The 19,513-nt window shown below is 72.6% G+C and carries 15 protein-coding genes; 2 read left to right on the top strand and 13 right to left on the bottom strand.

From position 1 onward, the window contains the following. Positions 1-315: 315 nt before the first annotated feature. Entirely contained in the window at positions 316-1,323 is a 1,008-nt protein-coding gene (locus ACFV6E_RS29900; RefSeq protein ID WP_385465799.1) for a stage II sporulation protein M, read from the bottom strand. Positions 1,324-1,441: 118 nt separating this feature from the next. On the opposite strand from ACFV6E_RS29900, the gene ACFV6E_RS29895 reads away from it, so the two are divergent. Next, on the top strand, positions 1,442-2,425 hold the full coding sequence (locus tag ACFV6E_RS29895; RefSeq protein WP_385169789.1) for an RDD family protein: 984 nt from the start codon (positions 1,442-1,444) through the stop codon (positions 2,423-2,425). A 27-nt stretch (positions 2,426-2,452) separates the two neighbouring features. On the opposite strand, the gene ACFV6E_RS29890 is transcribed toward ACFV6E_RS29895, so the two are convergent. The 9 genes from ACFV6E_RS29890 to ACFV6E_RS29850 all read right to left on the bottom strand — a co-directional run bounded on the left by ACFV6E_RS29890 (position 2,453) and on the right by ACFV6E_RS29850 (position 12,605). Beyond that, positions 2,453-3,067 carry a hypothetical protein gene (locus ACFV6E_RS29890; RefSeq protein WP_385169792.1) on the bottom strand — a complete coding sequence of 205 codons (615 nt, stop codon included), beginning with the start codon at positions 3,065-3,067 and terminating at the stop codon, positions 2,453-2,455. Between the two features lie 227 nt (positions 3,068-3,294). Beyond that, positions 3,295-4,752, bottom strand: coding sequence for an adenosylhomocysteinase (ahcY, locus tag ACFV6E_RS29885; protein ID WP_385169794.1), 1,458 nt, complete (start codon positions 4,750-4,752; stop codon positions 3,295-3,297). 326 nt (positions 4,753-5,078) lie between these two features. Beyond that, positions 5,079-6,056: a cation diffusion facilitator family transporter gene (locus ACFV6E_RS29880; RefSeq protein WP_385465796.1), complete on the bottom strand. Its 978-nt coding sequence runs from the start codon at positions 6,054-6,056 to the stop codon at positions 5,079-5,081. 170 nt (positions 6,057-6,226) lie between these two features. Then, positions 6,227-7,378, bottom strand: coding sequence for a mannose-6-phosphate isomerase, class I (gene manA / locus ACFV6E_RS29875; RefSeq protein WP_385169800.1), 1,152 nt, complete (start codon positions 7,376-7,378; stop codon positions 6,227-6,229). Positions 7,379-7,433: 55 nt separating this feature from the next. Continuing rightward, entirely contained in the window at positions 7,434-8,561 is a 1,128-nt protein-coding gene (locus ACFV6E_RS29870) for an SIS domain-containing protein (protein ID WP_385169802.1), read from the bottom strand. Between the two features lie 28 nt (positions 8,562-8,589). Further along, positions 8,590-8,760, bottom strand: a complete 171-nt coding sequence (locus ACFV6E_RS29865; RefSeq protein WP_385169804.1) for a Trm112 family protein — start codon at positions 8,758-8,760, stop codon at positions 8,590-8,592. 195 nt (positions 8,761-8,955) lie between these two features. Then, positions 8,956-10,329, bottom strand: coding sequence for a phosphomannomutase/phosphoglucomutase (locus ACFV6E_RS29860; protein ID WP_385169807.1), 1,374 nt, complete (start codon positions 10,327-10,329; stop codon positions 8,956-8,958). 70 nt (positions 10,330-10,399) lie between these two features. Then, positions 10,400-12,016, bottom strand: a complete 1,617-nt coding sequence (locus ACFV6E_RS29855; RefSeq protein WP_385465793.1) for an L-lactate permease — start codon at positions 12,014-12,016, stop codon at positions 10,400-10,402. Between the two features lie 214 nt (positions 12,017-12,230). Beyond that, positions 12,231-12,605 carry a DUF3499 domain-containing protein gene (locus tag ACFV6E_RS29850; RefSeq protein ID WP_385169811.1) on the bottom strand — a complete coding sequence of 125 codons (375 nt, stop codon included), beginning with the start codon at positions 12,603-12,605 and terminating at the stop codon, positions 12,231-12,233. Positions 12,606-12,937: 332 nt separating this feature from the next. Here ACFV6E_RS29850 and ACFV6E_RS29845 point away from each other — a divergent pair, with 332 nt between their 5' ends. Next, positions 12,938-13,387: a metallopeptidase family protein gene (locus ACFV6E_RS29845; protein WP_385169845.1), complete on the top strand. Its 450-nt coding sequence runs from the start codon at positions 12,938-12,940 to the stop codon at positions 13,385-13,387. Positions 13,388-13,452: 65 nt separating this feature from the next. Here the strand turns inward: ACFV6E_RS29845 and ACFV6E_RS29840 are convergent, their stop codons facing one another. The 3 genes from ACFV6E_RS29840 to ACFV6E_RS29830 form a co-directional block, all read right to left on the bottom strand. Further along, the gene (locus tag ACFV6E_RS29840; RefSeq protein ID WP_385465790.1) at positions 13,453-14,988 is read right to left on the bottom strand and encodes a DUF5719 family protein; all 1,536 of its coding nucleotides are present in this window, start codon (positions 14,986-14,988) and stop codon (positions 13,453-13,455) included. After that, entirely contained in the window at positions 14,985-18,686 is a 3,702-nt protein-coding gene (locus ACFV6E_RS29835; protein ID WP_385465787.1) for a glycosyltransferase family 2 protein, read from the bottom strand. The genes ACFV6E_RS29840 and ACFV6E_RS29835 overlap by 4 nt, the downstream gene beginning before the upstream one ends. 331 nt (positions 18,687-19,017) lie before the next feature. After that, positions 19,018-19,281, bottom strand: a complete 264-nt coding sequence (locus ACFV6E_RS29830; protein WP_385169819.1) for a WhiB family transcriptional regulator — start codon at positions 19,279-19,281, stop codon at positions 19,018-19,020. Positions 19,282-19,513 lie beyond the last annotated feature (232 nt).

Genomic DNA, 19,513 nt, shown 5'->3' with positions numbered 1-19,513 from the left:
TGCGTTTCCGACTCTATCAGACCGTTTCCGGTTCCGATTTCCTCGGTGCTTTCCAGGTTTCCGCTCTCGCGGTTTCCTTTCCGGCGGTTCCGACTTTATCAGAAGTTTTGGGCCGGTCTTACCGGGGTCCAATTCTGAAACATCGGGAGTGGCTTCTCGGAAAGCGATGCTTCCAGAAGCAGACAGAGACTGTCCGTTGCCGCTGACCGTAACCGATTCTAGGCAACTGTTCGAATCTACCTCCCCGCAGGACCCGTGTCAACGGTTTCCTTGGGGCGAAGAGGAGACTAGCAGCTCAGCGAGGGTGCACGCACATCAGGCGGCGGTCGGGACGGTGGCGCTGCGCTCGGCCGCCTCGACGTCGCCGGTCTCGCCCGAGCGGGCCGCGCGTCCGCCCAGGACATAGACGTACGCGAGGAATGCCAGCTCAGCGGCGATACCGATGGCTATTCGGGCCCAGGTCGGCAGGCCCGAGGGCGTGACGAAGCCTTCGATGGCTCCCGAGACGAAGAGGACGAGGGCGAGGCCGACCGCCATGCCGAGGGCTGCTCGGCCCTCCTCCGCGAGGGCCGTACGGCGGGAGCGGGGGCCAGGGTCGATGAGGGTCCAGCCCAGCCGCAGACCGGTGCCGGCGGCGACGAAGACGGCGGTCAGTTCGAGCAGGCCGTGCGGCAGGATCAGGCCGAGGAAGGTGTCCAGGCGGCCGGCCGACGACATGAGACCGATGCCGACGCCCAGGTTCAGCATGTTCAGGAAGAGGATCCAGATGACCGGGATGCCGAGGAAGACACCGAGGACCAGGCACATCGCGGCGGCCTGAGCGTTGTTCGTCCACACCTGGGCGGCGAAGGACGCCGCCGGATGGCTGGAGTAGTAGGTCTCGTACTCGCCCCCGGGACGGGTGAGGTCGCGCAGTTCGCTCGGGGCGGCGATCGATGCCTGGACCTCGGGGTGGGCTCCGATCCACCACCCCAGGAGGGCGGCCACCACCGTGGAGAGGAGTGCGGTGGGCACCCACCAGTGACGCGAGCGGTAGACCGCGGCGGGGAAGCCCTGGGTGAGGAACAGGGTGACGTCGCGCCAGGAGGCGCGGCGGGTGCCTGTCACGGCACTACGCGCGCGTGCCACCAATTGGCTCAGCCGTCCGGTCAGCTGGGGGTCCGGGGCGCTGGACTGGATCAACGAGAGGTGAGTGGCGGTTCGTTGGTAGAGAGCGACGAGTTCGTCGGCCTCGGCACCGTTGAGGCGGCGCCTGCGGCGCAGCAGTGCGTCGAGGCGGTCCCATTCGCCACGATGGGTGGAGACGAACACGTCGAGGTCCATCGGCTGTGCTGCTCCTCGCGCTCTCGAACTGCGTGTCAGCTTGTCGTACTGCGGCGTTCTCGCTCTCAGCTTGGCAGACTGTCCGTGCTCGGGGCGGGTCAGGGGAAGGACGGCGGGCGTGAGTGAGCTAGTTACGGGCGAGGCGGTGGCGCTGGAGTTGCGCCCCGCGAAGCTGCCGAGCCGGGCACTGGCCGTGCTGCTCGATCTGGCCGTGGCGATGATTGCCTACATCATGGTGAACATCGGTCTGGTCATCGCCACGGCCAGTCTGGACGAGGCCGCGCAGGTTGCGGTCTCGATCGCGTCCTTCCTGCTGGTGCTGGTGGGCGGGCCGATCGCGGTGGAGACGCTCAGCCACGGACGGTCGCTGGGCAAGCTGGCGTGCGGGCTGCGGGTGGTACGGGACGACGGGGGCCCGATCCGGTTCCGGCACGCGTTGGTCCGGGGCGCGGTCGGGGTGGTGGAGATCCTGATGACGTTCGGGGTCGTCGCGTGCATCGCGTCCCTGGTCTCCGCGCGCGGCCGACGGCTCGGCGATGTTTTCGGGGGGACCTTGGTCGTACGGGAGCGGGTGGCTGCCGGGCAGGCTCGGTTCGTGCCTCCGCCGCCGCCCTGGCTCGTGGGGCGGTTCGCCGAGCTGGATCTGTCGGCGGTTCCGGACGGGCTGTGGCTCGCGGTCCGGCAGTACCTGACGCGGATGCAGCAGTTGGACCCCCAGGTCGGCTGGACTATGGCGCAGCAGCTCGCGAACGATCTCGCGGCGTTCACAGGGTCGCCGACGCCGCAGGGGGTTCCGCCGGCCGCGTATCTGGCGGCCGTGATGCAGGAGCGCCAGGCGCGGGAGGTACGGCGTGCGTTCAGCGCGGCGAACGCGGCTGCCGCATCGCCTTCGGCTTCCGCTCCGGTCGCAGGGCCGACCACCTCGCCCTTCGCGGGGCCCGCCGCAGTCCCGGCCACCGGACGGCTTCCCTCCTACGGCTACGGAGGCCCTGCGACGGCGGCTGCGGGGGTGCCCCCTGTCGAGTCGGCGCCGGGGCCGTCCGAGCGGCCGCAGGACGGAGAGCCGCGTCCGCCTGCCACGGGGTTCGCACCGCCCGCCTGATCCTGCGACAGCGGTGACAGCAGCGGGTCAGCCGAACACCGACGGCGGCGTTTCGAGGTGTTCCAGCTCGATGCCGGGGGCCGCCAGGACCACGTCTCCTGCGATGTGCACGGCGTGCTGTTCACCGGTGTCCAGCGCTGTGACCTGGTATTCGTCCACGGTCAGGGGGCCGTTGTCAGTGGCGTGTGCTTCTCTCGAGATCAGGGCCCAGGACTGGTCGAGGGTGCGCGGGGCGAGGACCGGGTCCGTGAAGGCGACGAGGCGTACGCGAGTGGCGGTCGAATCGGGGGTGAGGCGCAGCAGACGCGAGGTGGCGACGAGGAAGGCCGGTGAGGTGCCGGTGAAGGCATGGGCGGGGACGTTGCCTTCGGCGGCCTCGGTGCCGGTGGGGTCGGTGCGGACCCAGGTGACGCCGTCGAGGGCGGCGCCGCGGACCTGCCAGCTCGCGGCGTGGAGTTCCAGGCGGATGGGGCGGCCGAGGTCGTCGAGGGCGAGGTCGACGGAACCGGCGTGATCGCCGGAGGGGGTGGTGAGCTGGGAGACGTAGCGCCAGCCGGAGGGGCCGGGCGCGCAGTGGAAGTGTTCTTCTGCGAGGGGGGTGTGATCGTGCGGATCGTGAAGCGAATAACGGCCGCGGGGCATCGGTGTGGTGGTCCTGACGTGGGTTGAGTTCCTGGCTCAGGTGCGGTGGTTCCCACTCGGTGTGGTGGTCCTGGCTCTGATCAACGAGCAGGCCCCCGGCACCGGGGTGCGGGGGGCCTGCCTGGGACCTGGCCTGCTGCTGACGAGCGCGTCAGTGCACGGACGCGCTCATCGTCAGCCGGTCGGCCGGACGGTCCGTGAGCCGGTCCGCCGGCCGACGGACGTGCTCAGTAGCGGTAGTGGTCCGGCTTGAACGGGCCCTCGACCTCGACACCGATGTACGCGGCCTGCTCGGGGCGGAGCGTGGTGAGCTTCACGCCGAGCGAGTCGAGGTGGAGACGGGCGACCTTCTCGTCGAGGTGCTTGGGCAGCACGTAGACGTCGGTCGGGTACTCGTCGGGCTTGGTGAACAGCTCGATCTGGGCCAGGGTCTGGTCCGCGAAGGAGTTGGACATCACGAACGAGGGGTGGCCGGTGGCGTTGCCCAGGTTCAGCAGGCGGCCCTCGGAGAGGACGATGAGCACCTTGCCGTCGGGGAACGTCCAGGTGTGGACCTGCGGCTTGACCTCGTCCTTGACGATGCCGGGGACCTTGGCGAGGCCGGCCATGTCGATCTCGTTGTCGAAGTGGCCGATGTTGCCGACGATCGCCTGGTGCTTCATCTTGGCCATGTCCGCGGCCATGATGATGTCCTTGTTGCCGGTCGTGGTGACGAAGATGTCGGCCTTGTCGATGACCTCGTCGAGCGTCGTGACCTGGTAGCCGTCCATCGCCGCCTGGAGGGCGCAGATCGGGTCGATCTCGGTGACGATGACGCGGGCGCCCTGTCCGCGCAGGGACTCCGCGCAGCCCTTGCCCACGTCGCCGTAGCCGCAGACGACCGCGGTCTTGCCGCCGATGAGGACGTCGGTGGCGCGGTTGATGCCGTCGATCAGGGAGTGGCGGCAGCCGTACTTGTTGTCGAACTTCGACTTGGTGACGGCGTCGTTGACGTTGATCGCCGGGAACAGGAGGGTGCCGTCGCGCTGCATCTCGTACAGGCGGTGGACGCCGGTCGTGGTCTCCTCGGTGACGCCGCGGATCTCCGAGGCGAGCTGGGTCCACTTCTGCGACCCGTCGCTGATGGTGCGGTGCAGGAGTTCCAGGATGACGCGGTGCTCGTCGGACTCGGCGGTGTCGACGGAAGGGACCTTGCCGTCCTTCTCGTACTCGACGCCCTTGTGGACGAGGAGGGTGGCGTCGCCGCCGTCGTCCAGGATCATGTTCGGGCCGCCGGTGGGGCTGTTCGGCCAGGTCAGGGCCTGCTCCGTGCACCACCAGTACTCCTCCAGGGTCTCGCCCTTCCAGGCGAAGACCGGGATGCCCTGGGGGTTGTCCGGGGTGCCGTTCGGGCCGACGGCGATGGCGGCGGCGGCGTGGTCCTGGGTGGAGAAGATGTTGCAGGAGGCCCAGCGGACCTCGGCGCCCAGGGCGACCAGGGTCTCGATGAGGACGGCGGTCTGCACGGTCATGTGCAGGGAGCCGGTGACGCGGGCGCCGGCCAGCGGCTGCGCCTCGGCGTACTCCTTGCGGATCGCCATCAGGCCGGGCATCTCGTGCTCGGCGAGGGTGATCTCCTTGCGGCCGAAGGTGGCCAGGGAGAGGTCGGCGACCTTGAAGTCCTGTCGGTTGTCGACAGTCGTCATTACGAGCTGCTCCTCGGGATCGGGGCGAGGTGGATACGGCTGGTCTGCGCGGCGGCGGGCACACGCCTGCCCGACTGGGCACGGGCATGCCCTGGTACGCGCAGCGCAGTCCGTCGGAGGCCCTCTCTCCCTCGGCCGGCGCTCGCTGGCACCGCCCGACCGCCATCAGCAGCGACGTCTGGCTCGGTACCAAAGCTACACCGGTACCCCGGCGCGCCCCAGTCCGCCTCCGCTCCCGGCCGCCGCTACGGCGACGGGGCCCGCCTGTGGGTCAGGGGGCCCCGTCGTCGTAAGAAGGTTGTGTGCGAGGCGCGTACCGGCGGTGGTCAGTGGCCGGGGACCTGGGCAGGGCCGCCAGGGGTGGCCTCGCGGTCGGGGCCCTTAGTCTGCTCGGCCTCGCTGTAGATGTCGGGCTCAAGGTAGATCACGCGGGCGATCGGGACGGCCTCGCGGATGCGGGCCTCGGCGGCGTCGATGGCGGCGGCGACCTCCGCGGCCGTGTCGTCGTGCTGGACCGCGATCTTGGCGGCGACCAGCAGCTCCTCCGGGCCGAGGTGCAGGGTGCGCATGTGGATGATGCCGGTGACTGTGTCGCCGTCGACGGTGGCGGCCTCGATCTTCTTGACCTCCTCGGCGCCGGCGGCCTCGCCGAGCAGCAGCGACTTGGTCTCGGCGGCGAGGACGAGGGCGATCAGGATGAGCAGGACGCCGATGCAGAGGGTGCCGATGCCGTCCCAGACGCCGTCGCCGGTGGCCAGCGCGAGGCCGACGCCGCCGAGGGCGAGGACCAGACCGATCAGCGCGCCGAAGTCCTCCAGGAGCACCACCGGCAGCTCGGGGGCCTTGGCGCGGCGGACGAACTGCGCCCAGGAGAGCTTGCCGCGCAGTTCGTTCGACTCCTTGATGGCCGTACGGAACGAGAAACCCTCGGCGATGATGGCGAAGACCAGGACGCCGACCGGCCAGTACCAGTGCTCCAGCTCGTGCGGGTGGCGGATCTTCTCGTAGCCCTCGTAGACGGCGAACATGCCGCCGACCGAGAAGAGGACGATGGAGACGAGGAAGGCGTAGATGTAGCGCTCGCGGCCGTAGCCGAACGGGTGCTGCGGGGTGGCTTCGCGCTGGGCCTTCTTGCCGCCGATCAGGAGCAGGAACTGGTTCCCGGAGTCGGCGAGCGAGTGCACGGCCTCGGCGAGCATCGAGGACGATCCGCTGAAGAGGAACGCCACGAATTTCGATACCGCGATCGCGAGGTTGGCGCCGAGTGCCGCCACGATCGCTTTGCTGCCGCCTGACGCGCTCATGTGTCCGGGGTGTCCCTTCGCCCTCTTGCCTGCCACCGGGCCTTCGCCCGTCCGCCAGTCACCGGGCTCCCGCCCGTCTGCCTGTCACCGGGCCTTTGCCCGTACTTTGCGATGGGCCATTGTTGCAGCCCCTTGTGACAGCGGCGCGGCAGCCCGTCGCACCCGTCCCGTCAGACCGCCACCGTGGCACGGAAGAGTGTGCCGGTTCCGGATACTTCGGCCTGTTCGTCCGCGGGAACGAAGACGGACCCGCCGGGAGCGAGCGTGAACTCGCCGACCCGTACCGAGCCCGCCGTGCAGAGCAGGATCTGCGGGGTGGGGCGGGTGAGGTCGTGCACGGCGGCGCCCTCCGGGAGGACGTACCGGGAGAGGCGGAACTCGTCGATGGGGGTCTCGTAGACCTCCTCGCCGTCCGGGGACGCCTCGGGGCGCAGGACGCCGGGGTCGCTCGGCTCGAAGCGGACGATGCGCAGCAGTTCGGGGACGTCGACGTGCTTGGGGGTGAGGCCACAGCGCAGGACGTTGTCGCTGTTGGCCATGATCTCGACGCCGAGGCCGTCGAGGTAGGCGTGCGGGATGCCGGCGCCGAGGAACAGTGCCTCGCCGGGCTGGAGGCGGATGTGGTTGAGGAGCATCGCGGCGATGACGCCGGGGTCGCCGGGGTAGTGCCGGGCGATGTCCGCGTACGGGGTGTAGGCGCCGCCGAGGCGGGCGCAGGCGGCCGCGGCCTCGGTGACCGTACGGGCCATGTCCTCGCGGTCGGCGGTGAGGACCGCCGTCAGCACCTCGCGCAGGGCGGCCTCCTCGGGCCGGGCGTGCAGGAGGTCGGCGTACGGCTTCAGAGAGTCGACGCCGAGGCCCGCGAGGAGGCCGGCGGCCTCGGCGGGGGCGCGGAAGCCGCACAGGCCGTCGAACTCGGTGAGCGCGCAGATGAGTTCCGGCTTGTGGTTGGCGTCCTTGTAGTTGCGGTGCGGCGCGTCGACCGGGATGCCGCGGCGCTCCTCGTCGGCGTAACCCTCCTTGGCCTGGGCGAGGTCGGGGTGGACCTGGAGGGAGAGCGGGGCGCCCGCGGCGAGGATCTTGAGCAGGAAGGGCAGGCGGGGGCCGAACCTGGCGACGGCCGCCGGGCCGAGCTCGCGCTCCGGGGCCGCCTCGATCACTTCGTGCAGGGGACCGCGCGCGGTGCGCGAGGGGGCGCCCGGGTGGGCGCCCATCCACATCTCCGCCTGCGGTTCGCCGGTCGGCTCGACGCCGAGGAGGCCGGGGATGGCGGTGGTCGATCCCCAGGCGTAGGGGCGGATGGTGTTGTCGAGGCGGTCCATGGTGTGTCCTGTGAGTCCTTCTCCGTACGCGGGCCCGGACGGGCCGGGGTCAAGATCAGGCGCCTGAGGCGAGCGCGAGGTAAACGGCGGCGAAATCCGTGATGGCGATCAGTTCGGCGAGCGTCTCCAGCTCGGCGCCCTCCTCCGGTTCCAGCTCGCTGATCGCGGTGTCGTGACCGAAGGCCAGCTCGCGGGCGGCGGGGGCGGCGCTGAGACCGCCGATGGGGCGGTCGCGGAGCAGCACCACGCGCGCGTGGAGGGCCTGTTGCTCCTCGACGCGGTCGCGGAAGAAGTCGTCGGGGTCGGCTCCGGCGGCGAGCGCGCCGGCCAGCAGGACGCTGTGCGAGGCGAGCGCTTCGGGGAGTTCGGCGGTGAGCGCTGGGCGGCCCGCGAGTTCGGCGAGCGCGGCGGCGAAGCGGCGTCCGGCGGGTCCCGCGGAGGTGCCCTCGGTCCAGATCACCGGGAGCGCCTCGGCCAGCTCGGTGGCGAGGGTCTTGGCGGGGTTGCTGTAGGTCGCGATGGCCGGGCCGCAGCGCTCGGCGACGTGGTCGAGGCGGTCGGCGACCTTTTGCAGGGTGCTGACCGGCGCCGTGACCAGCGCGGCGCGGTCGAGGACCGCGAGCAGCGGGGTGAGCAGCGCCCAGAGCACGCCGGGCGCGGAGGCGGCGACGGGCGCCTCCGTCTCGTACGGGGCGGTCGCCATCGGTACGAACAGGCCGTGCGCGCCCTCGACGGCCAGGGCGATCGGGGACGCGGCGGGGGCCACGGCGACGACGGTGCTGCCGCGCCGGTAGGCCTGCTCGACCAGGAGGGCGAGGCCGGGTTCGGAGCCGTCCGGGGTGGCGACGAGGAGCAGGTCGACGGGGCCGGCCCAGCCGGGCAGCTCCCAGCGCAGGGCGCCGGGGGCGGGGGCCACGCCGGTGGGGTTCAGCCGGGTCACGGGGCAGACCGCGCCGGCGAGGGTGCCGAGCAGGTCGGCGACGCCCGCGGAGGCGGTGCCGGGGCCCGCGATCAGGACGGCGCGCGGGCGGCCGTCGGGCTTCAGTTCGGTGACGCCCGCCTCGGCGGCGAGCCGGACGGCGGTGCGCACCCGGGCGCCGGCCTCGGCGGCGCCGCGGAGCAGGCCCCTGCGGTCCGCCTCGGTCAGTGCCTCGGGGGCGTCGAGCAGCGATTCGTCGAGCATGGGCGGCAGCCTCCGATCGCCGTCTGCGTCACGCGGGGCGGCGGGCCTCGTCGACGAGGAGTACGGGGATGCCGTCCCGGACGGGGTAGGCGAGGCCGCAGTCCTGGCCGGTGCAGACCAGTTCGTCGTCGCGCTCCTCGAGCGGGGCGTGGCAGGCCGGGCAGGCGAGGATCTCCAGGAGGCCGGCTTCGAGCGGCATGGGGTGTCCTTCCGAACAGTCCGGTCCGGACCCGTGGATCCGAACAGGTGGATGCGGCCTGGTCAGGGTACCGCCGTGGAACGGCGGCCAAGCGTCGCCCTGTGCCCCGCGCGCGCGGGGCACAGGGGCACGGGGGTACGGAACCATGCGGGAGTACGGGGCGGGGCGGGCGTGCGGCCGGGCCCGCGGACCTGATCAGGCGCCGCGGACGATTTCCAGTACCTCGTCCCGTACCTTCGCCATCGTCGCGGCGTCCCGTGCCTCCGCGTTCAGGCGCAGCAGCGGCTCCGTGTTGGACGGGCGGACGTTGAACCACCAGTCCCGCGCGGAGACGGTCAGGCCGTCGAGCTCGTCGAGGGTGACGTCCTCGCGGCCCTCGTACGCCGTCCTGAGCGCGGCGAGGCGGCCCTGCTGGTCGCCGACGGTGGAGTTGATCTCGCCGGAGCCGACGTAGCGGTCGTACTGCGCCACGAGGCCGGAGAGCGGGCCGTCCTGGCCGCCGAGCGCGGCGAGCACGTGCAGCGCGGCGAGCATGCCGGTGTCGGCGTTCCAGAAGTCGCGGAAGTAGTAGTGCGCGGAGTGCTCGCCGCCGAAGATCGCGCCGGTCGTCGCCATCTCCGCCTTGATGAAGGAGTGGCCGACGCGGGTACGGACGGGGGTGCCGCCGTGCTCGCGGACGACCTCGGGCACGGACCAGGAGGTGATCAGGTTGTGGATGACCGTGCCGCTGCCGCCGTGCCGGGCCAGCTCGCGGGAGGCGACCAGGGCGGTGATCGCGGAGGGCGACACGGGGTCTCCGTGCTCGTCCACGACGAAGCAGCGGTCGGCGTCGCCGTCGAAGGCGATGCCGAGGTCGGCGTCCTCCTCGCGGACGCGCTTCTGGAGGTCGACGAGGTTGGCCGGGTCCAGCGGGTTGGCCTCGTGGTTCGGGAACGTGCCGTCCAGCTCGAAGTACATCGGGACCAGGTCGAGGGGCAGGCCCTCGAAGACGGTCGGCACGGTGTGCCCGCCCATGCCGTTGCCCGCGTCGACGACGACCTTCAGGGCGCGCAGGGAGGTCAGGTCGACGAGGCCGCGGAGGTACGCCGCGTAATCCTCCAACGTGTCCCGCTGAGCGATGGTTCCCGGCGTGGTGCCGTGGGCGGGGGCCGGGGCGCCCGAGTCGGACCAGGCCTCCACGAGTTCCCGGATGTCGGCGAGTCCGGTGTCCTGGCCGACCGGGGCCGCGCCCGCCCGGCACATCTTGATGCCGTTGTACCGGGCGGGGTTGTGCGAGGCCGTGAACATGGCGCCCGGCAGGTCGAGCGCGCCGGACGCGTAGTAGAGCTGGTCGGTCGAGCACAGGCCGATCTCGGTGACGTCGACGCCGCGCGCCGCGGCGCCCCGCGCGAAGGCGCGCGAGAGGCCGGGCGACGAGGGCCGCATGTCGTGGCCGACCACGATCGCGTCCGCTCCGGTCACCTGGACGAAGGCCGCTCCGAACAGCTCGGCCAGCGACTCGTCCCACTGGTCGGGGACCACCCCGCGGACGTCGTACGCCTTCACGACCTGCGACAGATCAACAGCCACGGCGGGGCCTCCTGGAGTTCTGGGAAGTGCCCCCAAACTACCCGCCCCGGCGTATCGGCCCGGGCCCGGCTCAGGGCAGCATCCAGTCCAGTACCGGCGAGCTCTGCCCGACCACGATCAGGCACATGATCAGCAGCAGTCCGGCGCTCCAGGGGAGCACCTTGCGCAGCAGGTCGCCCTCGCGCCCGGCGAGCCCGACGGCCGCGCACGCGATGGTCAGGTTCTGGGGCGAGATCATCTTGCCCAGTACGCCGCCGGAGCTGTTGGCGGCGGCGAGGAGTTCCGGCGAGAGTCCCGACTCCCGGGCGGCGCTCACCTGGAGGGCGCCGAACAGGGCGTTGGCGGAGGTGTCCGAACCGGAGACGGCGACTCCGAACCAGCCGAGGACCGGTGACAGGAAGGCGAGTCCGGCGCCGGCCGCCGCCACGAACTGGCCGATCGTGGCCGCCTGTCCGGAGAGGTTCATGACGTAGGCGAGCGCCAGCACGGACGTCACGGTCAGGATGGCGAACCGCAACTCGTGCACCGTCGCCGCCCATTCCGTGACCGCCACGCGCGCGTGGACCCCGAGAACGGCCGCCGTGCACACGCCGGCGAGCAGGACGAGGGTGCCGCCGGTCGACACCAGGGGCAGGGTGAAGACGTTGCCGCCGACCGGCTCGCCGTCCGGGTTCACCACGTTCAGGAAGGGCCAGTCGAAGACGCGGGTGGCCTTGGCGAGCCAGTCCTTGACGGCGGGGATCTGGGCGACCGAGAAGATGGCGACGATCAGCGCGTACGGGGCGTAGGCGCGTACGACTTCGCGGCGCGGGTCCTCCTCGTCGAGGTCCTCGCTGCGCGCGCCGGTCAGGACCGCGGCCCGTACCGGTTCGGCCGCGGGCCTGCGGGAGTGCGGTACGGCGACCAGGGCGGCGGCGCCCGCCAGGGCGGCGCCGATGTCGGCGAGCTGCGCGGACAGGTAGTTGGAGGCGGCGAACTGGGCGGCGGCGAAGGCGGTCCCGCACCCCAGGGCGGGCACCCAGGTCTCGCGCAGCCCGCGCCGCCCGTCGACCAGGAAGACGAGGACGAGCGGTACGACGAGGGCCAGCAGCGGCGTCTGGCGGCCCACCACGGAGGCCACCGAGTCCAGGGGCAGACCGGTGACTTGGGCGAGGGTGACGACCGGTGTGCCCATGGCGCCGAAGGCGACCGGCGCGGTGTTGGCGACGAGCGCGACGACCGCCGCGCGCACCGGGTCGAAGCCGAGCGCGACCAGCATCACGGAGCAGATCGCGACGGGCGCGCCGAAACCGGCGAGCGCCTCCAGGAGCGCGCCGAAGCAGAAGGCGATGACGAGGGCCTGGATGCGCGGGTCGTCGGACAGCCGCCCGAAGGAGCGGCGCAGGATGTCGAAGTGCCGGGTGCGGACCGTCATCCGGTACACCCACAGGGCGTTGACGACGATCCACAGGATGGGGAACAGGCCGAAGAGGGCGCCCTGCGCGGCGCTGGAGAGCGTCTGGCCGACCGGCATGCCGTACGCGAGCCGGGCGACCAAGGCCGCCGCGGCGAGGCCGACCAGCCCGGCCCGGTGCGCCTTCATGCGGACGCCGCCGAGCAGGACGAGCACGATGACGAGGGGCAGGGCCGCGACGAGGGCGGACAGACCGAGCGAGTCGGCGACGGGTTCGAGTTCCTGGACGTACACGCAGCGCCTCCCCGAATTCCGCGATGCGGAAAGCCGTTTCTTCCGGGTGACGGAATCGTCGTGTCCGCGACAAGGTCACGTCAATGGGCGTGCACCGCCCAGTGAGACGAGCGCTTCAACAGGACGGGTACTTCAGTGGGATCAGCACGTCGGCGAGGGCTCGTGGAACCGGCACGTCGGAGAGGGCTTCCGGGACCGGCGCGTCAGGGAGCGCTCAGTTGTCCGGTGAGCGCAGCACCCGCAGATGGCCGCGGCGCGCGACCTCCATCGGGTCCGCCGAACGCGCCCCGCCGCCGGCCTCCGCGGTGCGCTGCTGCGGACGGGCCGCCTCGCGCACGGCGTTGGCGAGCGCCTCAAGGTCGTCACCGCTGGGGCGGGACGGAGCGGAACCGTCGGACAGCCGGACGACCTCCCAGCCGCGGGGTGCGGTGAGGCGCTCGGAGTGCTCGGCGCACAGGTCGTAGCAGTGGGGTTCGGCGTAGGTGGCGAGGGGGCCGAGGACCGCGGTCGAGTCGGCGTAGACGTACGTCAGCGTCGCGACGGCGGGACGGCCGCAAGCGGTGCGCGAACAGCGACGTACAGGGCTCACGATGTTGGACGGTACCGCACTCTTGAGCGGGCCGCGACGACTCGCCCCCAGGTCACCCCACCGTGTCGGAGTGTGAGACCGCTCACCCCGCCCTTCGAACGGCCCGTACTGACCTGCGAATACGTCGATCGAAGCGGTGGGCCGGGCGACTTGGGTCCGGTCACCACCCGGTGCAAACCATGCCATTTGCCATGAGATCGACGGTCCGGGAAAGATACGGAATCGAGCCCAAGCTTGGCTGGAATGGTCATCGGGCGACATGCCGTACGGTCGCCCGGCAGCCGCGTGGACGCCCCGCGCGCGGGCCCCGCGAGGACTACGCTTCGTCGGTGATGGACAACCCCGTACCGCCCCGCGCCGCCGCGCCCGGGCCTCGCCGTCGCGACCGCCACGGAAGGGGCATGCGCGGTCCCGTGGCGCCGCCCCAGGTACCGCTGGCCGCCAGCCGCGCCGAGGTCTTCGCCGACCTGGTGCAGGACTCCGTGGAACGTCTCGAACGGCGCTGGCCGCAGCTTGCCGACATCGACTTCCTGGTCCTTGAGGTCCCCCGCGTCGACGGGCGGAGCGAGGACTGGAGCGACGAACCGGTGCCCCTCGGCGGCACGATCGCGGCCCGCGACGGCCGCCCCGCGCGCGTGGTCGTCTACCGCCGCCCGGTCGAGATCCGCACCAAGGGCCGCGACGAGCGCGCCGCGCTGGTCCACGAGGTGGTCGTCGAGCAGGTGGCGGAGATCCTCGGGCTGACACCGGAGACGGTGGATCCGCGGTACGACGAGGACTGACGCGGCGGGGACCGAAACGACGGAGGCGGCGCACCTTGTCGTGTGTCGGTGCGCCGCCCCGGTCGCTACTTCTGAAGCACCGACAGGTCCTGTTCGGCCTCCGGCACGGACACCGTGCCGCGGTCGTCCGGGAGAGTCTGCACGGTGAAGGCGGAGATGCCGTTCAGCGTCTCCGCGAGCATCCGCGCGGCGTGCACCGGGCCCCCGGAGACCGGCTCCACGGTCAGCGCGTACGTGCCCTTGAGGCCGCTCGGGACGGGCGCGTCCACGTCCTGCGTGGTGCCGCCCTTGATCGTGTACGTCTTCGTCGCCGCCGTGCCGCCCTCGCTGCCGGCGGACGCGGTGATCTTGACCTTGGCGGTGCTGCCCGTGGCGGTCAGGGCGAGCGTGGTGCCCTTGGCGCGGTTGTCGGCGACCGTCGCGCGCGTGCCGACCGGCGCGGCGGCCGGGATGAACGCCGTCTCCTGCTTGGTGCCCTTGCCGCGGACGACCTTCAGGGCGGCGACGACGGGGGCGGAGCCGCTGGTGGGCGTCAGCACCAGGGAGCCCGCCTCGCCGCGGGTGAGGTCGCCGAGGTCCACGGCGGCCGTCATGCCGGCCTTCACGTGTAGTGTCTCGTTCCCCGCCGGGGTGATCAGGCCGGACGTCGAGGCGAGCCGCACCTTCAGGTCGGCGTCACTGTCACCGGTCGCGAAGGCGACCAGGCGCACCGAGGTGGCGTCCTCGGGGATGCCCGGCAGGACGAGGCTGCCCGCCGGGTCGGCGGAGGCCGGCAGCCAGTCGCCGCCGAGCTCGTCGTCCAGGGCCTGGACGGCGGCGGCGACCCGGCCGCTGCGGACGCTCACGTGCACGGTCAGGTCGGTCTGCGGGGAGTCCGTGAGCGTGGAGAGCAGGACCGGCTCGCTGGCGTGCGGCTGGACCGTGATGCCCTCCCCCACCGTCGACTTGAGCGCGCCGTCCTTGCCGTACAGCTCGACGTCGACCACGGCGGCCGAGTCGTCGGGGTTGGTCAGGTGCACGTAGTCGGTGCGCGCGTCGGCGGTGCTGGCGCCCGGGAACCAGAACTCGGTGTCCGGAGCGGTGCAGTTGACGCCGAGCAGGCCGCGGCCGGTGCCCGCGGCGACCTCCGTGGTCTGCTGGACGGTCCAGCCGGGTGCGGACTTCCCCTCGGCGGTGCCGATGACGGCGGGCTCGTCGGCGCCCGAGACGTCCGCGGTGACCGGCTTGCCGGGGTCCCCGGGCTTCAGGACGGACTTCCCCTGCGTGTCGTCCTCGCCGCTCTTGCCGCTGTCCTTCTCGTCCTCGTCGCTGTCCTTGTCGCCCTTGCCGTCGTCCGCCGACTGGCCCGTCGCCGCCGTCAGTTCGGCCTTGCCGCCGCTCTCCGTGCCCTTGGTGACGGGCGTGAAGGACGTGTAGGTGGTGTCGGCGATCTCCGACGGGCTGGGGCTCGGGCAGAGCAGGCTGGTGCGCTCCACGGGGAGCTGAGCGGCCGTCCGCGCGGTGTCGCCGTCCGCCGCGCCGGGCTCGCTGATCACGGCGAAGCCGGTGACGGCGACGAGCGCGGTGGTACCGGCGATCAGGGACAGGGTGGTGCGGTTCACTGCTGGCTCCCGTCGGGGCGCTCATGGTCGGTGCCGTGCGGCGGTTGCGGCGGTTGCTGCGGTACCTGCGGCTGAGCGGCCGGGTCGTACGTCATGTCGTAGCCCTGGGTGTACGTCTGGTCGTACCCCGTCGTGCCCCCGTAGGCGTACGGGTCGTACTGGCCGGTCTGGTAGGGGTCGGCCTGGTAGGGCTGCTGGTCGTAGCCGCCTGCCGCGTACTGCTGCTGGGTGCCCTGGTACTGCTCGCCCCCGTAGGAGCCGTAGTCGGCGCCCTGGTAGCCCGCCGCGTCCCAGTCGCCGTACGACTGCTGCTGCGGGACGGCGGCAGCCGGGACGGCCTCCCCGGTCTCCTCGGGCCGCACGCCCTCCATGCCCTCGTCGTACGGGTCCGGGCCCGCCGGGTCGTCCTGCGCGGTCTGCTCGGCCTCGGCCTCGGCCTGGGCGCGCAGCCGGCGGGCGCGGCGGCCCTCTCCGGTGATCTCCTGGGCGGCCACCACGGGCTCCTCGGGGAGGTCGTCGTCGACGACCCGGCGGCGCCCGGGCAGGGCGAGCACCACGAGGACGACGGCGAGCGCGCCCTGCGCCCACAGCCAGGCCGTGTGGCTGATCGGCTCGTCGTAGGTGATGTCCAGCTCGCCGCCGCTGGAGGGCAGTTCGAAGCCCTGGGCCCAGCCGTCCACCGTGGTGCGGGTGAGCGGCTTGCCGTCCAGGGTCGCCGTCCAGCCCGCGTCGGCCGTGTCGGCGAGGCGCAGGACGCGGCCCTCCTCCCCGGAGGGGAGAGTGGTGTGCACCTCGACGGGGCCCGCGGCGACGGCCTCCGGCTCGCCGGAGCCGGAGACGACGGCGGCGCGCGAGACCTGCCGGTCCACCCGCCACAGGGCGCTGCCGTCCTGCTGGCTGAGCCGGCTCAGGCCCGGGGTGGCGTCAAGGACGCGGCTGACCTCACGGGGCGCGCCGTTGCGGACCAGGACGTAGCGCACGGCGAAGCCGCCGAGCTGGTCGGCCTGGTCGGCGCCGGAACCGGCCACCAGGTTGGCGACGACCTTGTCGAGCTTCTCGTTCTCCCCGTCGGCCGCGGCGAGTTCGGCGTCGCCGAGGCGGGCGCCTGAGCCGCGGACCAGGGTGTAGCCGACGCGGGCCGCGCCGTCGCTGTCCAGGACCAGGGTGCGGGCCTGGTCGCGGGTGCCGCTCTCCTCGGCGACGAAGGCGGGCACCTGCACCGGGTCGCGCCGCTCCACCGGCCCGTCGGCGCCGCGGATCATCCAGCCCGCGGCGACCAGCAGGGGTCCGGCGGCCGCCGCGAAGGCGATGAGCGCGGCCAGCGGCTGGCGCCAGCCGAAGCTCTGCTCGGCAACGCGCGCGCGTGCCCCGTCGGCACCGAGCGCGGCGGCGGCGAGGAGGGCGATCCCGTAGACCAGGGTGGCGGGTCCGGCCCACGTGGAGCTGTTGGCGAGGACGGCGAAGACCAGGGCGACCAGGGCGACGACCCAGGCGGCCCACACGGCCCGTTGCCGCTCGGCGCGGGTCAGGGCGGCGAGCGCGGCGAGCACGATGCCGATGAGCATCAGCCCGCTGACGGTGCCGGAGCCGCCGGGGCTGGCGCCGAGCAGGTCGAGCGCGGAGGCCGTGCTCGCGCCGTACTCGAGACCCGCCTCGGTGAAGAAGCCGGTCGGCAGCAGCGTCAGCGACCAGGGGGCGAGGACCAGCAGCGGGGTGCCGAGCTGGGCCAGGAAACGCAGTCCGTAGGGAACGATCTCGCCGCGGCGCACCACGAGGAGCGCGACGCCGAGCACCAGCGCGATGGGCCACACGATCGGCGTGAAGGCGGTGGCGAGGGTCAGCAGCAGCGCGTACGCCCAGGTGGCGCGCCAGCTTCCGCGGCCGCCGGTGGGGTGCGCCAGACCGCTGGCCGCGATCCCCGCGCGCGCGATGAGCGGCAGCAGGACGGCGAGGACGGCGGTGCCGATGCGGCCGCCGGCGAGCGCGCCGGTGGCGGCGGGCAGGAAGGCGTAGGCGACGGACGCCCAGGCGCGCAGCAGCCGCGACTCGACCAGGGGCCGCGAGGCGAAGTACGCGGTGAAGCCGGCCAGCGGCACGGAGCAGACCAGGAGGACGGTGACGGCGAGGCCGGTGGAGCCGAGCAGCAGGCTGGCGAGCAGCGCGACGAGCGCGATGTACGGCGGCGCGGACCGGGTTCCGCCGGCGCCCACGGGATGCCAGCCGTCGAGATAGCGCGACCACAGCTCGGAGGAGTCGGCGGGCGCGGGCAGCAGCGCGCCGCCCGCCAGCGCGCCACCGCCGAGCAGCGCGCGGCAGGCGATGAGCGAGACGAACAGCAGGACCACGAAGAGCATCGGGCCCGGCTTGCGGGCGACGCGCTTGAGCCGCGCGAACTGTTCGACCTCCAGGAAGTCGGCGTCGTCGCCGCCGGGTCCGGACTCGACCGCGCCGCCGTGCCGTCCGGCGCCGGGGGCGGCCTCGGCGTCGGAGCTGCCGAAGAGGCTGCCCGCGGCCTGCTCGACGGTGGCCCGGACGGTGGCGCCGGGCGGCGGGAACAGGGGGCGCAGCTCGCCCTTGTCGACCTGCGGGCGGCCGCGTGCGCGGCGGCCCGCGAGGATCCGCTCCGGGCGCAGCAGAGTCCCCAAAAGGCCGCGGATCTCGTCGACGGCCTGTCCGGGGACCTTGCCGACGAGGTAGGCGACCGTGCGCAGCAGGGTGCCGAGGACGAGCCGGAACAGGATCCAGGGGAGCTGTGCCGTGCGGGCGTTGACCAGGAGGGTGTAGGTGGCGCCCGCCTTGTCGACCTTGTGCGGGGAGGCGGAGGTGCGGCCCACGCAGTCGACGGTGCGGCGCTCGCGGGAGGCGGCCTCCGCGTGCCGTACGACCGCCTCGGGGGCGACGAGGACGCGGTGTCCGGCGGCCTGGGCGCGCCAGCACAGGTCGACGTCGTCGCGCATCAGGGGCAGCCGCCGGTCGAAGCCGCCGAGCTCCTCGAAGACGTCGCGGCGGATCAGCATGCCGGCGGTGGAGACGGACAGGACGGGCCGGACGTGGTCGTGCTGGCCCTGGTCCTGCTCGCGGCGGTCGAGTCCGGTCCAGCGGCGGCCGGAGTCGGCGATGGTGACGCCGACCTCCAGGAGCTGGCGCCGGTCGTACCAGCCGCGGAGCTTGGGGCCGACGACGGCGACCTCGCGGCCCAGCTCCTGCTCGTTCTCCACCACGCGCAGCAGCTGGGCCAGGGCGTCCGGCTCCGGCGCACTGTCGTCGTGCAGCAGCCAGAGCCACTGCTCGGGCTCGCCGTGGGGCAGCTCCGGCATGTCGTACGCGTCGTCGCGCCAGGTGCGGGTGACGGGGTCCCAGCCGCTGGGGCGCTTGAGGTAGGGCAGGTCGTCCGGGGTGAGCACGCCCGCGGTGCGGGCGGCTTCCTCGACGGCCTGGCCGAAGCCGGTGCGCCGGGCCAGGTGCAGCACCCGGTCGGCGCCGAGGGCGTCGGTCAGGAGCTGGGCGGAGTCGTCCGCGCTGCCGGTGTCGGCCGCCACCGCGCTCTGCACGGGGCGCTCCTGGCCGAGCAGGCCGGTCAGCGCCTCGGGCAGCCAGCGGGCGCCGTCGTGGGAGACGAGCACCGCGGTCACCACGTGGCGCGGGAACTCTGGGGTGGCAGCGTCGTGTTGGGCTGCCGTGTGGCTGTGCACGGACATCGAGGTACGGGCCCCGGTTCGATGGACTGCGGTGGACGCCTGTGTCCAACGGGGACAGCGCGACGTCTCGGACGAGAGGCCACACTAACGGCTGAGCAACACGGCGGCCCGCCGCCTGTGGACAACCCCCGCGCGACGGGCCGGGCGATACGTATCGGTACGGAGGAGTTGGCGCCGTTCGCGGGCCCCGTGGCCCCGTCCGGACGCCTCCGGTCCACCGCGCGGCCGGCGGCCGGTTCCGGGCGCCTGGTTTCGGGCGACTTCGGGGAGCGCGGGCGGTGTCCGGTTCCGGGCGCCCGCGCGCGCGGGGCGCGGGGCGCGTGCTACGGGGTCAGACCGCGGCCTTCTTCAGGCGCCGGCGCTCGCGCTCCGACAGGCCGCCCCAGATGCCGAACCGCTCGTCGTTGGCGAGCGCGTACTCGAGGCACTCGGAGCGGACCTCGCAGGCGAGGCAGACCTTCTTGGCCTCGCGGGTGGAGCCGCCCTTCTCGGGGAAGAAGGACTCGGGGTCGGTCTGGGCGCACAGCGCGCGCTCCTGCCAGCCGAGTTCCTCGTCCGCGTCGTCGACCAGCAGTTGCTGCACCGGCTCGGTCATGTGCGCCCCTCGTCTGTCTTTCGCGTCCCCGTGCTGCTGTCGTTACCGATTTCGGCTGAACGACACGAGTGAAATTACAAGTGTGCCGATCCGGGCCAGTCAAGCCGAGATCTGCTATTGAGCCCCTTATTCACTCTGCGGAACCAAGGCTATGCGGAAAGTGTTCAAATCGGCATAAACCAGTACAGCACTTGAGGCCCAGGCCGGACACCCGCCCCGCACAGGGGAGGAC

Origin of the sequence: Streptomyces sp. NPDC059785 (assembly GCF_042732375.1) — a bacterium.
In the GTDB taxonomy this organism is placed as follows: Bacteria; Actinomycetota; Actinomycetes; order Streptomycetales; family Streptomycetaceae; genus Streptomyces.
Note: the sequence above shows the minus strand (reverse complement) of the source record. Positions and strands in the feature narration are given on the sequence as shown.